Origin of the sequence: Streptomyces sp. VNUA24, from assembly GCF_029167005.1 — a bacterium.
Taxonomy (GTDB): domain Bacteria; phylum Actinomycetota; class Actinomycetes; order Streptomycetales; family Streptomycetaceae; genus Streptomyces; species Streptomyces scabiei.
Genome location: NZ_CP119143.1, coordinates 2,125,349 through 2,139,973 on the forward strand (window position 1 = coordinate 2,125,349; position 14,625 = coordinate 2,139,973).

A 14,625-nucleotide genomic window follows, 5' to 3' on the forward strand; every position below is an offset into this window, starting at 1 on the left:
TCGTCTGTCGTCACACTGAGACACGTCAGCCGCCGAGCGGCCGGTCCTGCCCCTGCGGGACCGGCCGCTCCCGCGTGTCCCCCTCCGCGTCGATGTGCGGCATGATCCGGTCGAGCCAGTGCGGGGTCCACCAGGCACGGCTCCCCAGCAGGGTCATCACGGCGGGGACCATGAGCAGGCGGACGACCGTGGCGTCGATGAGGACGCTGACCGCGAGCCCCAGACCCAGCATCTTGACCACGATGTTGTCGCTGACGATGAACGCGGCGAAGACGCTGACCATGATCAGGGCGGCGCAGGTGATCACCCGGGCGGTGATCTCCAGGGCGTGGGCCACGGCGTCGCGGGCGTCACCGGTGCGCAGCCATGCCTCGTGGACGCGGGAGAGCAGGAAGATCTCGTAGTCCATGCTGAGCCCGAAGATGATCGCGAACATCATCATCGGCACATAGCTCTCGATGGGCACCTTGCCGTGGACGCCCAGGGCGGGTCCGCCCCAGCCCCACTGGAAGACGGCGACGACGACCCCGTAGGAGGCGGCGATGGAGAGCACGTTGAGGACGGCCGCCTTCACCGCGACCAGGAGTCCGCGGAAGACGGCGAGGATGATCAGGAACGCGAGGGCGACGACGACGGCGATGATGACGGGCAGCCGGCTCGCCACGATGTCACGGAAGTCGACCTGGGAGGCCGTGGTCCCCGTGACATAGCCGTGTGCCTTCGTGCCGGAGACCGCGGCGGGCAGGGTGTCGTCGACCAGGCGGTTCGTCAGGTCCGTGGTGTCGGCGTTCTGCGGCGACTCCTTCGAGTAGACCGTGCCCACCAGGACGTCCCCGTCCTGGGTGGGGGTCAGCGGGGTGACGGCGTACGCCCCCTGGACCGCGTCCAGCTTCTTCTGTGCGGTGCTCTGCAGGCTCTGGCGGTCCGAGGACGGCACCGAGGTCTGGTCGATGACGACCGTGAGCGGCCCGTTGGAGCCCGGCCCGAAGGCGTCGGTCATCAGGTCGTAGGCGCGGCGGTCGGTGAAGGAGGTGGGGTCGGCGCCGTCACCGATGTGGCCCAGCTGGATGGAGAAGAGGGGGATCGCGAGGATCGCCACGGTCGCGAGACCGGCCGTCAGGAACCGCCAGGGGTGGTGTTCCACGCGCTGGGCGTAGCGGTGCCAGGTGCCGGTGATCTCCTCGCCCGTCTCGGCGCCGGTCTCGGCGATCGGCTTGCGGACGTGGTAGCGGTCGATCCGTCTGCCGATCAGGCCGAGCAGGGCGGGGACCAGGGTGAGGGCGCCGGCGATCGCGGAGACCACGGTCACGGCGGCGGCCAGTCCGAGCTTGCCGATGAAGCTGACCCCGGAGGCGTACAGTCCGGCGAGGGCGACGATCACCGTGCAGCCGGAGACGAGGACGGCGTGCCCGCTGGTCGAGGCGGCGCGGCCGGCCGCCCGCACCGGGTCGTCGCCGTCCATGAGGTTCTGGCGGTGGCGGGTGATCAGGAACAGCGCGTAGTCGATGCCGACCCCGATACCGATCATCGTCGCCAGGGTCGGGGAGACGGTCGCGAAGGTGAACGCGGCGGCCAGCAGACCGAGACAGGCGAGGCCGCCGATCACGCTCAGCAGGGCGGTCACCAGAGGCAGACCGGCGGCGATGACGCTGCCGAAGCCGATGATCAGGACGACGATCGCGACCGCGAAGCCGATCAGCTCGCTGATCCGGTCGTCGGCGTCGGGACGGGCCAGTTCCCCGAGCGGTCCCCCGTACTCCACCTCGGCGCCCGCCGACCGCAGCGGCTGCACGGAGTCGTCCACCCCGTCGAGGTAGCCGTCACCGAGGGTGGAGGGCTGCACGTCGAAGCGGATCGTGATGTACGCCGTCTTCTGGTCGGAGGACAGCGGGCCGACGTTCGGCTGCTGCGACTGGTCCGACGACTGCGACGGCTCGGCGGCGGGCGCGGAGAGCGGGTTCTGCACCGACAGCACGTGCGGCAGCTTCTGCAGGTCCGCGACCGTCTGGGACATCTGGGAGCCGAGCGAGGTCAGCGCCTTGTCCTTGTCGTGCAGGACGATCTGGCTGCCGTAGCCGCCGGCCGCCGGATCGTGCTCCTTCAGCACGTCCAGGCCCTTCTGGGACTGCACGCCCGGGAGGGAGAAGTTGTCCGAGTAGTCGCCGCCGTAGGCCCGGTTCAGCACCTGCACGGCCGCCAGGGCGACCAGCCAGGCGACGATGACGACCACGAAGTGCCGGGCGCACCACTCACCGAGCCTGCGCAGCCGGCCCGTCGGGGCCTCGGTCCCGCCCTGCCCACCACCGGCACGACTTGAGCGCATCGTCTCTCCTCCGGGAGCGATCTTCCGGACCCCATTACACGCCGCCCACGAGGGCCCGGCACCTCCGGCGGGCACCGGTCCCCCGGTTGGCGGCCCCGGCTTGACAGGCGGACCATGGGGAGGTGGGGCGGCCTAGCGGAAGGAGCCGTCATGCTGGAGATCAAGACGGTCGAGAAGCCGGACGAGCGGCGCGACTTCCCACGGGGGCACCTCGAAGCCGTGCACCTGACCGGGCTCGACTTCGCCGTGGCCACCTTCGAGCCTGGCTGGCGCTGGTCGGAGTCCGTCGGCCCCATCGCGGGCACGGAGAGCTGCCAGGTCCACCACAACGGCTATGTGCTCAGCGGACGCATGCACATCCGGATGGACGACGGCGGTGAGGGCGAGGTCGGTCCTGGCGACGTCTTCGTGTGCCCGCCCGGGCACGACGCGTGGGTGGTGGGCGACGAGCAGTGCCTGGTGTACGACTTCGCCGGCCAGATGGCCCAGGACTACGCGAAGGCGAAGGACGCCTGAAGCCGACCGGGGTGCGAGAGGGGGCGGAGGCGGGGCGTGCGCGCCCCGCCTCCGCCCGCGCACGCCCCGCCCCTTCCCGTGCGCGCCCGCGTGCGCGGCCTCCGCGCTACACCCCGTCGGACTCCCGCAGGTTGTCCAGGGTCGCGTTGGTGTCGCTCTTGAGCCACTCCACCACGTCGCTCACGTCCGGCATGGTCGCGCCGTCGTCATAGGTGGAGCCGTAGGCGCTCCACCGCATCTCGTACGTCATCCAGCCGTCGCGCACCGCGAGGGTCGCCGCCCGGCTGCCGCTGTTGTCGTCCCCCGACGTGGTGTCCTCGGTGACCAGATACGCCTCGTCGCCGAAGCCGGAGACCTTCTCCACGTCGTAGTCCTCGTACCGCTGGTCGTACTCGGACCAGACGGCGGTGAACTCGGGTCCGGGGTCGGTCTTCTTGTGCAGGTCCACCTGGACCGAGAAGTACGCGTCGGAGATCGAGGAGGTGGAGGACTCCTTCAGCGAGATGCTGCAGTAGCTCTCGTCGAGGGCCTCGTGCTCCAGGGCGTTGTGCACCGGCTCGGTGTCCTCCTCGGGGTACTCGTTCTTGAACGACGAGTAGTCCACCGAGGAGCAGAGGTTGGACTCGGCCCGGTAGCCGCGCAGGTCCGCCGTGGTGTCGTCGCCGCCGAGCAGGAAGACACCGCCGGCCCACGCCGCGGACGCCACGACCGCGCCCACGAGCGCCCACAGCACGGCCCGTCCGCCGGCGCCCGTCGTGGGCCGCGCGCCGGGGGGCGGGTAGCCGCCCGGCGGATATCCGCCCGCCGGCGGGCCGTACGCGGACGCCTGGGCGGGCACCGGCGGCCCGTAGCCGGCCGGCGACTGGGGACTCGGGTAGGGGTAGGCGCTCGGCACCGCCGCCTGGGTGGGCGGCTGGGCCTGGACCGGTGTCTCCACCTGGGTCGGCGTCGGGGCGGGCCCCGGCGGCTGGGCCTGGGCGCCGGGCTGTCCCGGGGGCGGCCAGGCCGGGGACGCGGACGGCTGGTCCTGCGGCTGGGGCTGCGCCGGCGCACCCTCGGGGCGGTCGGTCATCGGCTTCTCCTCGTGTCGTGGTGGATGGGGGTCCCCCGGAGCGTCGGCCGCACCTGAAGATCCAAGCCTCGCAGAACGTCTCCCGCCCGGTCGTCCGTAGAACTACGCACCTCTCCTACGCAACCCGGCGGCCGGAGCGGGCCGGGGGCGTCACGGGGCGGGGGCCGCCGCCCGGTGCTTTCATGGGATCCATGACGAGCAGGAGTGTCGTGGTCGAGCGGCGGGTCGGCGCCTCCCAGGGACGGGTGTGGGAGGCCCTGACCGACCTGCGGCGGATGGAGCGGATGCTCGGCGGTGTCACCCGGGTGGAGGTCCTGACGGACGGGGTCTTCGGGGTGGGCACGCGGTGGCGGGAGACCCGGCGCATGTTCGGCAAGGACGCCACCGAGGAGATGTGGGTGACCGTCAGCGAGCCGCCCGAGCGGTACGTGGTGGAGGCCGAGTCGCACGGCTCCCGCTATGTCTCGCAGTGGCTGCTGCGGGCCGACGGGCCGGGGTCGACGACGATCCTGCTGACGTTCTCGGCCGAGCCGACCGGTGCCGTCGCGGGGCTGCTCGCCAAGGTCATGGGCCCGATCGGCGCCCGTGCCGTGCGCAGGGCCGTCGCGAAGGACCTCGACGACGTCGCCCGGTGGGTGGAGGGCGGCGGCGGGGGCTGAGCGGCCCCCGCCCGTGACGGTCACCGTGGCCGGGTGCGCGTCAGGAGTTCAGGCCGAGGCCCGAGGTCACGTAGGCGCATTCCGTGTAGATGTAACCCGACTGCAGCTTGGCGGTGTCGGAGGCGGCGCTGGAGGCGTTGTCGCCCTTCGGCTTGTGCAGGAAGTACGTGGTGCCGACCGGCAGGCTGATGGTGCGCTGCGGGTACTTGTCGTTGCCGCTGCACGGCTTGAAGCCGCTGGCGAGGGTGCTGCTCCAGTCGTAGCTGGAGCAGGTGCCGCAGCCCTTGAGCGTGAAGGTGCCGGTGACCGGGCCGGTGTACATGACCTGGATCTCGTCGGGGCTGTCGTTCTTGACGGTGACGGAGATGCTGCCGCCGGAACGCGTCGTGGGCAGCTTCTTGCCCGCCGCCGGGACCTCCTGCGCGATCTCCGCGGCGATCGCTATCTTCTTCGCGCGCGGCGCGTTCTTGTGCTTCTTGTGGGCGTCGACGAAGTCGTTCATCGAGGTGACCGCCTCGGCGAAGTCGCCGTCCCGGTACTGGTCGACGCCGCAGGTGTAGACGCCGGTGGACGCGGTGTCCTCGGCCCGTCCGGCGTCGGCGGCCAGGGCGTCGGCCACCCCGGCCTTGTCGCCCGGCAGTGCCTTGACCTGGGAGCCGAGCGTCTTCAGCCGGTCCACGGCGGTGCACGGGTCGTCGCCGCCCACGGCCTTGACCGCCTTGTCGACGGCCCGCTTCACGTCGGGCTCGACCTTCGCGGCCTGGTCCGAGTCGGGGAACGTGGTGAGGAGGTCGCTGAACTGGTCCTGCCAGCCCGCGCCGTCGGCCGCCAGCCCGGCGGAGGCGCACTCGTAGAGCGAGGTGGCGAGCCGGTCGTCGGGCCAGTCGGCCAGCGAGCCGAGGTCGCGCTTGCTCATGGTCTGCGGGACCGTGCGCAGGTAGGCGAGGGGAGCGACCGCGTCGCAGTACTCCTGCTTCTCGTAGGGGGCGCCGACGGTCGTGTAGAAGGTCTTCAGCCGGTCCGGGACCTTCTCGGCCGCCCGGGAGCCGGGGTGGTCGGTGCTGAGGTCGTCGTAGGCGGTCAGTGCCCTGCGGAACTCGGACTGGGTCGTGGAGAAGGACTCGCCGGACGCCTTGTCGACGAGGTCGTCGGCCTTCTCCAGCCGCTCCAGGAGCATCTCCTCGACGGCTTCCTTGCGCGCGGTCTCGTACAGCAGGCCGCCCGCGACCGGTACGCCGAGGAGAAGCACGCCGAGCACGACGGCGAGCGGGGACTGCGCGGGCCAGACCAGGCGGGTGCGCAGGCCCAGGAAGGCGCCGTGGGCGGCGGCCAGGAGCAGGAACAGACCGTAGAGGGCGAGCGTCGGGCCCGGGACGCCGTCGGGGTCGGCCGGCAGCACCGCGAAGATCAGCAGGCCCGTGGCCACCCAGCACGCCAGGGTCAGGAACGGCCGGCGGATCAGGGCGTAGCCGAGCCCGAGGCCGCTGAGGTTCAGCAGGCCCACACCGACGGCTCGCCAGGCGTCCGCCGGGCCGGGCGGCGGCCCCGGGGGCATGGGCGGTACGGGCGGCACGACGTAGCTGTGGCTCCAGCCGTCCTGGTCTCTCACGCCGTACTGATCCCCGGACATCTCGGATCCCCCCGTCAAGTCCACCCGCATGCTTACGAATTGTCAGTGTACGGCCGAAACTCGATGCCGCGACAGGCGTTTCCCGGGCGTCCGCGGAGATCGATTTCCATTCGTGACCACCGCGGGGGCGGTGGTCGACCGAGGTCGTACGCACCGCCCGTCACCGGCGACGGACGCGGCCCCACACCTCGTGGACGCGCGGAGGTCACCGTCCGGTTCGCCCGGCGAGCGGGCTGCTCGCCGTGTCCGGTGCGCGGTCGGGGGCGGGGCGGGCGGGGGACGCCTGCGCGAGGACGACGACCGCCGCCGCGCCCGTGGTGAGGACGCCGGCCGCGAGCAGGATCCCGAGGGGGACGGTCGGGTCGAACGGTGCGCGGCCCGCGTAGGCGGTGGCGGTGACCGCCCCGAAGGCGGCGGTGTAGCCGAGGGCCGCCACGGCCACGAGGGTCGCCGCTCTCCGGGGCCCGAGCCGGCCCGTGTCCGCCAGGATCGCGATCAGGGCGAGGAGTTGGATGCCGTGCAGACCGGCGGCGTGGGCGAGCTTGGCGCTGCCCGCCGCTCCGAACAGCACCTCCCACGGCACCTGTCCGGTGTCGTCGAAGGTCTTCTCCCCGATGGCGGCCATGTCGGTGCCGATGTACCCGGCCGCCAGGACGGCCGCCAGCCCGACGAGCACGGCGATCCTGGCGGCGCCGCCTCCCTCGAACCGGACCAGCGCGGCCACGAACAGCCAGACGAGGCCGAGGATCAGCGGCAGGATGAGGGTGCCGATCACGGACCAGATCGCGGAGTCGGTGGGCGTCGCCTGGTTGAAGTGGGAGGCGACGCCGCGCCAGCGCTGGGCGGTGATGAGCCCGACCTCGCAGACGGCGACGAGGACGACCAGGCCGGCCGGAACCCGTACCCACCAGCGTGCGGGCATCTGCCGCAGGATCCACACCACCGACCACACCAGCAGCGCGAACGACAGCCCGAACGCGACCGGCTTGCGCCAGGACACCGGTCCCCACCACGGCTCCCGGTCCACGATCGCGACCACGGCGTGCAGCAGCCCGGAGGCCGCCAGGAGCGTCCCGCACCACCACAGCAGCCTCTGGTACCGCCCTCGCGGCCGTACGGCCCGCCACACCTGCGACAACGCCCCCGCACCCCACACGCTCATCCCAGCTCCCCCTCCCCGGCGACTGGCCCGACCGTAGGACGGCGCGGCGAGCGGGGCGTCCCCCCGAGGGGGTGCCGGAACCTACCCCCTTGGGGGTACGCCGGGCTCCATCAGGCCGGAGCGGTAGGCCAGGACCACGGCCTGCGCCCGGTCGCGGGCGCCGATCTTGTGCAGGATGCGTTTGACGTGCGTCTTGGCGGTGGACTCGGCGATCTTGAGCAGCTCGGCGAGTTCCGCGTTGGACAGTCCCTCGGCGATCAGACGCAGCACCTGCGCCTCACGGGCGGTGAGGCCGCGCAGCCGGGCGAGGTCCGCGGCGTCCGCGGGTCCGCGGGCCGTCCGCTCGCCCAGGACGAAGTGTTCGACGAGGGCGCGGGTGACCGAGGGGTCGATCAGGGTGTCCCCGGCGGCCACCGTCCGCACGGCGTCGATGAGGCGTTCGGGGGCGGCGCGCTTGAGCAGGAAGCCGCTGGCACCGGCCCGCAGCGCCCGCCACACATAGGTGTCGTCGGGGAACGTGGTCAGTACGAGGACCCGTACGGCCGGCCCCGCCGCGGCGATGCGGGCGGTGGCCTCGATGCCGTCGATGCCCGGCATCCGTACGTCCATCAGCACGACGTCCGGGGCCAGGGCGTGGCACAGCTCCACGGCCCGTAGGCCGTCGGCGGCCTCCCCGACGACCTCGATGTCCGGCGCGGTGCCGAGCGTCACCGCCACACCGGTGCGCAACAGGGCGTCGTCGTCGGCCAGCAGCACCCGCACGACCGGGCCCGCGGCGGCACGGGCGGTCACCGCAGCGGCAGTTCGACGCTGAGGGCGAACCCGCCGCCGTCACCGACCGGACCGTGTGCGACCGACCCGCCGAGCGCGGCGGCCCGTTCCCCGATGCCGCGCAGCCCGCGCCCGGGCCGGTATTGGGGCTTCGGCCCCTGACCGGCGTCCACCACGCGGACGAGCACGGTCTCGCCCCACCGCTGTCGGCGGACCGTCACCTCGGCGGACCGGGCGTGGCCGTGCCGCAGGGCGTTCGTCAGCGCCTCCTGGACGATCCGGTGGACGGCCGGCCGCAGGGCGCCCGGCAGGGTGAGCGTCTCGGGCTCCACGCGCAGGCGGACGTCCATGCCGGCGTCCGCCATGGGGCCCACGAGCCGGTCCAGATGCCGTGGTTCCAGATGCGGTTGATCCGGGGCGGTGCCGTCGTCGGCGGCCGCACCGGCCGGGCCGAGGTCGTCGTCGGCGCGCAGCAGACCGAGGACCCGGTCGAGTTCGGCGAGGGCGTCACGGCCGGTGCGTTCGACGCTGCTCAGCAGCTCCCGGGTGCGGTCGGGGTCGGTGTCGAGCACCAGGCGTCCGGCTCCGGCCTGGACGAGCATGGCGTTCACCGAGTGGCCGACGACATCGTGCAGCTCACGGGCGATGCGCAGGCGTTCGGCGACGACCGCCTCGCGGCGCAGCAGCCGCCGCAGTTCCTCGGTCTGTCTGCGTCGGCGAGCCGTGGAGAAGCCGGCCGCCCACACCAGCAGCCACACGAGGACGACCGCGGCCGGCACCACCGGCGGGTCGTCCTTCGGGGCGAAGTACGCCAGCACGGCGGGCGGGACGAGCAGCGCGCCGAGCGCGGCCCGGCGGGGGCTCGCGCCGAGGCCCAGCGCGTGGACGGCGATGAGGTTCGCGACCGGGGTCAGCGGACCGGGGCCGGCCCACAGGGCCTCGACGGCGAGCCCGGCCGTGCCCACCACGAACCCGGCCAGCGGGGCACGGCGCCGGAACGCCAGGCCGCCGGCGATCACCGCGGCGAGCCCGATCGTCAGGGCCGGGGAGGCGTCGGTGCCGCTGCCCGGGCCCAGCCGGACGGCCGCCATCGCCACGAACACGACGGCGGCCGACGCGACGTCCCCCGGCGGCAGCCGCCGGACCCCGACCTCCGCCATGCTCCGCCCCGGGTCGTTCGGTACAGGATCGATTCCCGTCCAAACTAACAAGGTTGACGGAGCATGGGGATCCCCTCCGGCCCCTCGGCGCGGGGCGGCGGGTCAGCGGATCAGTGGTCCCAGCGCCGGACGCGGCGGAGCAGGACGATGCCGGCGAGCACGGCCACGCCGCCGATCATCGCCGGCCACAGCTGCGCCCCGGTCTCCGCGAGGTCGCCCGCCACCGACTGCGACCCCTGCGACCCGGACTGCCCGGCGGGCGAGGGGAGGTTGGCGGCCGGCGTCGTCTGGGCGGGGGCCACGACCGCGCCGCGGTCGTCGTCGCCGACGACGCCCTTGTCCTCACCCTTGTCGGCGCCGGGGTTGCCGCGCTGGGTCGCCTTCAGCGAGCCGAGGACCTGGGGCTCCTTGTCCTCGCCCTGGTCCGCCTTGTCCTCGCCCTTGTCCTCGCCCTGGTTCGCCTTGTCGTCCCCGGCGCCGGGGGCCTGGGCGGTCCTGGTGGGCTCGGCCTGGTTCTCGTCCTGGTCCTGCCCGCCGCCCGGCTGGTCCTGGCCTTGGTCCTGGCCCTGGTCCTGATCGTCGCCACCCTGAGCGCCGCCGTTGCCCTGGTCGCCGTTGCCCTGGCCGTCGTCACCGCCCTGGTCGCCGCCGTCGTTCTGACCGCCGCCGTTGTTCTGACCGTCGCCGTTGTTCTGACCGTCGCCGTTGTTCTGACCGTCGCCGTTGTCCTGGCCGCCACCGTCGTTCTGACCGTCGCCGAGGTCGGCCGCGTCGCACTCGCGGCCGTCGTTGATGCAGTCCACCATCGCGCGCATCAGGTCGTCGTCGAAGACGTTGATGAAGTCGCCGTGGTCGGTGACGGGCTTGTGGAGCTGCTCGGGGAAGGCGTCCACGGCGAACAGCGGGCTCGTGCGCCCGCCGTCCTGCAGACTCGGCGCGTCGATGTCGTAGACGATCCGCTGGACCAGCTGCGGGATGGCCTTGAAGCCGGCGCCGCAGCTGCCGTCCGCGGCGGCGAAGGCCACATGCGTGCGGTGGTTGGCGCTGTCGATGTTGCGGCCGTCCCAGCAGCTCTGGAACCGGAACGTGCGCACCACGTCGCTGCCGGCGGGGCAGAGCGGGTACTTGTCCTTCAGCTGCCGGTCCTCGAACCCGGTGCAGCTCCAGGACGCGTTGGCGTTGGCCGTGCCGTTGACGAACGCCTTGGCGTCGCCGGTGATGATGCGCAGCAGCCGCGGCATCTCCGTGACGTCGCCGCGCGGGCTGCCCTCGAACGTCATCGTGACCTGCCGGGGCGTCACGATCTCGCCGACGTTGCCCTCGATGCCGCCGCCGGGAGAGTTGGCGTCCTGCTCGGCGGTGCCGTTCTGCAGGCGGATCACCGGCCAGAAGTACGAGGAGCGGTCGCCGGGGTTCTCGCAGCTGGTGTCGGCGGCCGCGAGGTCCTGGTCACTGGCGAACGCGCTGTTGCCCTGGTTGCCGACGTAGTCGTGGAAGTGGTGGGCGCCGTTGGAGACGCCGGGGGCGACGATGACGTTGTCCGAGTTGAACAGGCCGCCCGCGTTCACACCGCAGTCCGTGCTGAAGGAGCCCGTGGAGCCGCTCTGCCGCCCGCCCCGGTCGCCCGCGTTCGGCTGGACGGTCCTGATGTCCACGTAGTCCGCGGCCACCGGGCCGTTGCCGGCCTGCCCGCCGTTGCCCTGCTGTCCCTGACCGCCCTGCTGGTCGCCCTGGCCCTGACCGTCTCCGCCGCCGTTCTGACCGCCGGCGTCCTGACCGTCACCGTTCTGGTCACCGCCGTTCTGGTCACCGCCGCCGTTCTGGTCACCGCCGTTCTGGTTCTCGGCGGGACGCAGCGCGCAGGCCGCGAGGGTGTCCAGTCCCTCGGGGCGGTCGCCGACGCGGTCGATGGCGATCGCGATCCGCTCGATCGTCGCGGCCCGCTTCTCCTTGAGCGGGTTCATGATCGCGTTGTCGGCGAAGCCTGCGTCCTGCTGCTGCGCCTGCGCGGAGTTCTGCAGCCGCTGGTAGGCCTCGGCTATCTGCTGGTCCAGGGCGGCGAGTTCCTTGTCGACCTCGGCACGGGCCTCGTCGGGCACCTCCGTCAACTTGGCGCCGACATCCGGGCAGTCGATCGTGCCGGCGGCGGAACGCACCTGCTGGACGGTGTCGTCGGGCGAGTCGTCCTCGGTGGCCGACGCGTAGACGTTGACGGCCATGAGCCCGCCTCCGCCCAAGATCAGCGCGATCGCGGCTGAGGTCGCGCGCCGTGCTCCTGATGGGCGTCTGCGCCTGGTGGTGCGTCCCACGGATAGCTCCTACAACGTCGTGATCGGGTCCGGGCATGAAAAACCCCAGCCCCATACGGAGCCGGAGCCCGAAGTGTTCAAACGTCCCGGAAATTCACAGGAAGATGACAGGTAGCGGGAAGCCACACATGGTCAAAGCGGCAGCAAGCGCTCTCCGTACCGTGTCGTCGGGAGCACCGGCCGTGACCGCGCGCGACCCCCTCTCGCCTCCGGGCGCGGGGCAGTGTAGACATGGGCACATGGTGCGTCTCCTGGGTCGATCTCGCTCTCGGTCGACCCGCCGCCCCCAGGGTCGGCCCGCGCAGGGCCCGGACGACCGCGCCCGGCGGGTACGGCACGGAACCGACGGCGGCGCGAGCCGGGGACCGGAACACCGCGCAGGCCCGCTCGCGGGGCTGCGGTCGGCGGTGGGCGGGCGCAGCGTCGCCGGGCAGGTCTTCCTGCTCCAGGTGGTGATCGTGCTGGTGCTGGTCGTGTCGGCCGTGGTGGCGCTGGTCCTCCAGGTGCGGCACGACAGCAGCGAGGAGGCGCACAACCGTTCGCTCGCCGTGGCGGAGACCTTCGCCAACGCGCCGGGCACCCGGGAGGCGCTGGCCGCGGACGACCCCACCGCGATCCTCCAGCCGAGGGCGGAGGCCGCCCGGGTCCAGTCCAAGGTCGACTTCATCGTCGTGATGAACACCGACGGGATCCGCTACACCCATCCCAAGCCGGACCGCATCGGCAAGAAGTTCGTCGGCACCCTCGGGCCCGCGCTGAAGGGCGAGTCCTTCACCGAGGAGGTCAACGGCACCCTCGGCCCCCTCGTCCAGGCCGTGGTACCGGTCAAGGACCCCGACGGCAAGGTCGTCGGCCTGGTCTCGGCCGGGATCACCACCGAGAACGTGGGCGGGGTCGCGGAACAGCAGCTGCCCCTGGTGCTGATCGCGGCCGCGGCGGCCCTCGCGCTGGCGACGGCGGGCACGGCACTGGTCAGCAAGCGGCTCCTGCGCCAGACCCACGGCCTCGGTCCGTCCGAGATGACCCGCATGTACGAGCATCACGACGCGGTGCTGCACGCCGTACGGGAAGGCGTGATCATCATCGGCGGCGGGGGCCGGCTGCTGCTCGCCAACGACGAGGCGCACCGGCTGCTCGACCTGCCCGCGGACGCCGAGGGACAGGACGTCCACTCCCTGGGCCTGGAGTCCCCCATGGCCGACCTGCTGGCCTCGGGGCGCGTCGCCAACGACGAGGTGCACCTGGTCGGCGACCGGCTGCTCGCCGTCAACCAGCGGGCCACCGATCTGCAGGGCGAGCCGTCCGGCAGCGTGGCCACGTTCCGCGACTCCACCGAGCTGCGCGCCCTCTCCGGGCGCGCCGAGGCGGCCAGGGAACGTCTGCGGCTGCTCTACGACGCCGGAGTGGGCGTCGGCACCGGCCTGGACGTGACCCGCACGGCAGAGGAGCTGGCGGAGGTGGCCGTCCCCCGGTTCGCGGACTTCGTCACCGTGGACCTCGCCCCGGCGGCGCTCAACGGCGACGAGCCCGACACGGTCACCCGGCTGCGCCGTACGGCCTGCAGCGGCATCCGCAAGGACGCCCCCCTGTACAAGGTGGGCGAGCGGATCGACCTTGTCGCCTCCTCGCCGCAGGCCCGCAGCATCGACAGCGGCACCTCGACCCTGGTGACCGACCTCAGCCGGGCCTCCGGCTGGCAGGCACAGGATCTCGAACGGTCGGCGCAGGTCGTCGAGTACGGCATCCACTCGCTGATCACCGTGCCGTTGCGGGTGGGCCAGCTGGTGCTGGGGGTCGCCAACTTCTGGCGCTCGGAGAAGCCCGAGCCGTTCGACCAGGAGGAACGGGCGCTCGCCGAGGAGCTCGTCGCGCGGGCGGCGGTGTCCATCGACAACGCGCGCCGGTACACCCGCGAGCACACGATGGCGGAGACCCTGCAGCGCAGCCTGCTGCCGCGCAACCTTCCCGAGCAGAGCGCCCTGGACGTCGCCTACCGCTATCTGCCGGCGCAGGCCGGGGTGGGCGGGGACTGGTTCGACGTGCTCCCGCTGTCCGGCACCCGGGTCGCGGTCGTCGTCGGCGACGTCGTGGGGCACGGGCTGCACGCGGCGGCCACCATGGGGCGGCTGCGCACCGCCGTGCACAACTTCACCGCGCTGGATCTGCCGCCGGACGAGATCCTCGGGCTGCTGGACGAGATGGTCAGCCGGATCGACCAGGACGAGGCGGCCCTGGACGGCACCGCGCCGATCACCGGGGCGACCTGTCTGTACGCCGTCTACGACCCGGTCTCGCGGCGCTGCGACGTGGCCCGGGCCGGCCATCCGCCGCTCGCGGTGGCCCGGCCCGACGGCACCGTGGAGTTCCCGGAGGTGCCGGCGGGCCCGCCGCTCGGCCTGGGCGGACTGCCCTTCGAGACGGCCCGGCTGGAACTGGACGAGGGCAGCCGGCTGGTGCTCTACACCGACGGGCTCGTCGAGCACCGGGACCGGGACATCGACGACGGTCTCGAACTGCTGCGCAGGGCGCTGACCGGGGCCGACACCTCCCCGCAAGGCACCTGCGAGGCCGTGCTCGACGCGCTGCCGCCGAGCCGCGCGAGCGACGACATCGCGCTCATCGTCGCCCGCACCCGGGCGCTGGACCGGGACCGTGTCGTGGAGTGGGAGGTGCCGGACGACCCGGCGGCCGTCCGCCGGGCGCGCTCCGAGGCCACCCGGCAGCTGACCGCCTGGGGCCTGGAGGAGCTGGAGTTCACCACCGAGCTGATCCTCAGCGAGCTGGTCACCAACGCCATCCGGTACGGCGGCGGCCCCATCCGGGTCCGTCTGATCCACGACAGCCGGCTGATCTGCGAGGTCACCGACAGCAGTCACACCTCGCCCCATCTGCGGTACGCCGCGACCACCGACGAGGGCGGCCGGGGGCTGTACCTCATCGCGCAGCTCACCCAGCGCTGGGGCACCCGCTACTCCCCCACGGGCAAGACCATCTGGACCGAGCAGGCACTGCCCTGACGGTCC

The 14,625-nt window shown here is 72.7% G+C and carries 10 protein-coding genes; 3 read left to right on the plus strand and 7 right to left on the minus strand.

The window, feature by feature from the left end; genetic code table 11:
* Positions 1-25 precede the first annotated feature (25 nt).
* On the minus strand, positions 26-2,323 hold the full coding sequence (locus PYR72_RS08835; protein WP_275454778.1) for an MMPL family transporter: 2,298 nt from the start codon (positions 2,321-2,323) through the stop codon (positions 26-28).
* A gap of 150 nt (positions 2,324-2,473) precedes the next feature.
* Here PYR72_RS08835 and PYR72_RS08840 point away from each other — a divergent pair, with 150 nt between their 5' ends.
* Complete coding sequence (locus tag PYR72_RS08840) at positions 2,474-2,839, plus strand: cupin domain-containing protein (protein ID WP_059078328.1); 366 nt, start codon at positions 2,474-2,476, stop codon at positions 2,837-2,839.
* Between the two features lie 106 nt (positions 2,840-2,945).
* Here PYR72_RS08840 and PYR72_RS08845 read toward each other — a convergent pair whose 3' ends face one another.
* A complete protein-coding gene (locus PYR72_RS08845) occupies positions 2,946-3,911 on the minus strand; it encodes a hypothetical protein (protein ID WP_275454779.1) in 966 nt (321 codons plus the stop codon).
* A 191-nt stretch (positions 3,912-4,102) separates the two neighbouring features.
* Here PYR72_RS08845 and PYR72_RS08850 point away from each other — a divergent pair, with 191 nt between their 5' ends.
* A complete protein-coding gene (locus PYR72_RS08850) occupies positions 4,103-4,570 on the plus strand; it encodes an SRPBCC family protein (RefSeq protein ID WP_275454780.1) in 468 nt (155 codons plus the stop codon).
* A gap of 40 nt (positions 4,571-4,610) precedes the next feature.
* Here the strand turns inward: PYR72_RS08850 and PYR72_RS08855 are convergent, their stop codons facing one another.
* From PYR72_RS08855 to PYR72_RS08875, 5 genes are all read right to left on the minus strand, one after another.
* Positions 4,611-6,125, minus strand: coding sequence for a hypothetical protein (locus PYR72_RS08855; protein ID WP_275460367.1), 1,515 nt, complete (start codon positions 6,123-6,125; stop codon positions 4,611-4,613).
* Between the two features lie 280 nt (positions 6,126-6,405).
* Positions 6,406-7,362, minus strand: a complete 957-nt coding sequence (locus PYR72_RS08860; protein ID WP_275454781.1) for a hypothetical protein — start codon at positions 7,360-7,362, stop codon at positions 6,406-6,408.
* An 81-nt stretch (positions 7,363-7,443) separates the two neighbouring features.
* Positions 7,444-8,154 carry a response regulator transcription factor gene (locus PYR72_RS08865; protein ID WP_275454782.1) on the minus strand — a complete coding sequence of 237 codons (711 nt, stop codon included), beginning with the start codon at positions 8,152-8,154 and terminating at the stop codon, positions 7,444-7,446.
* Positions 8,151-9,293, minus strand: coding sequence for a histidine kinase (locus tag PYR72_RS08870; protein WP_275454783.1), 1,143 nt, complete (start codon positions 9,291-9,293; stop codon positions 8,151-8,153). Before PYR72_RS08870 ends, PYR72_RS08865 begins: the two co-directional genes overlap by 4 nt.
* 110 nt (positions 9,294-9,403) lie before the next feature.
* Positions 9,404-11,512, minus strand: coding sequence for a DUF1996 domain-containing protein (locus PYR72_RS08875; protein ID WP_275454784.1), 2,109 nt, complete (start codon positions 11,510-11,512; stop codon positions 9,404-9,406).
* 329 nt (positions 11,513-11,841) lie between these two features.
* On the opposite strand from PYR72_RS08875, the gene PYR72_RS08880 reads away from it, so the two are divergent.
* Entirely contained in the window at positions 11,842-14,619 is a 2,778-nt protein-coding gene (locus tag PYR72_RS08880; RefSeq protein WP_275454785.1) for a SpoIIE family protein phosphatase, read from the plus strand.
* Positions 14,620-14,625 lie beyond the last annotated feature (6 nt).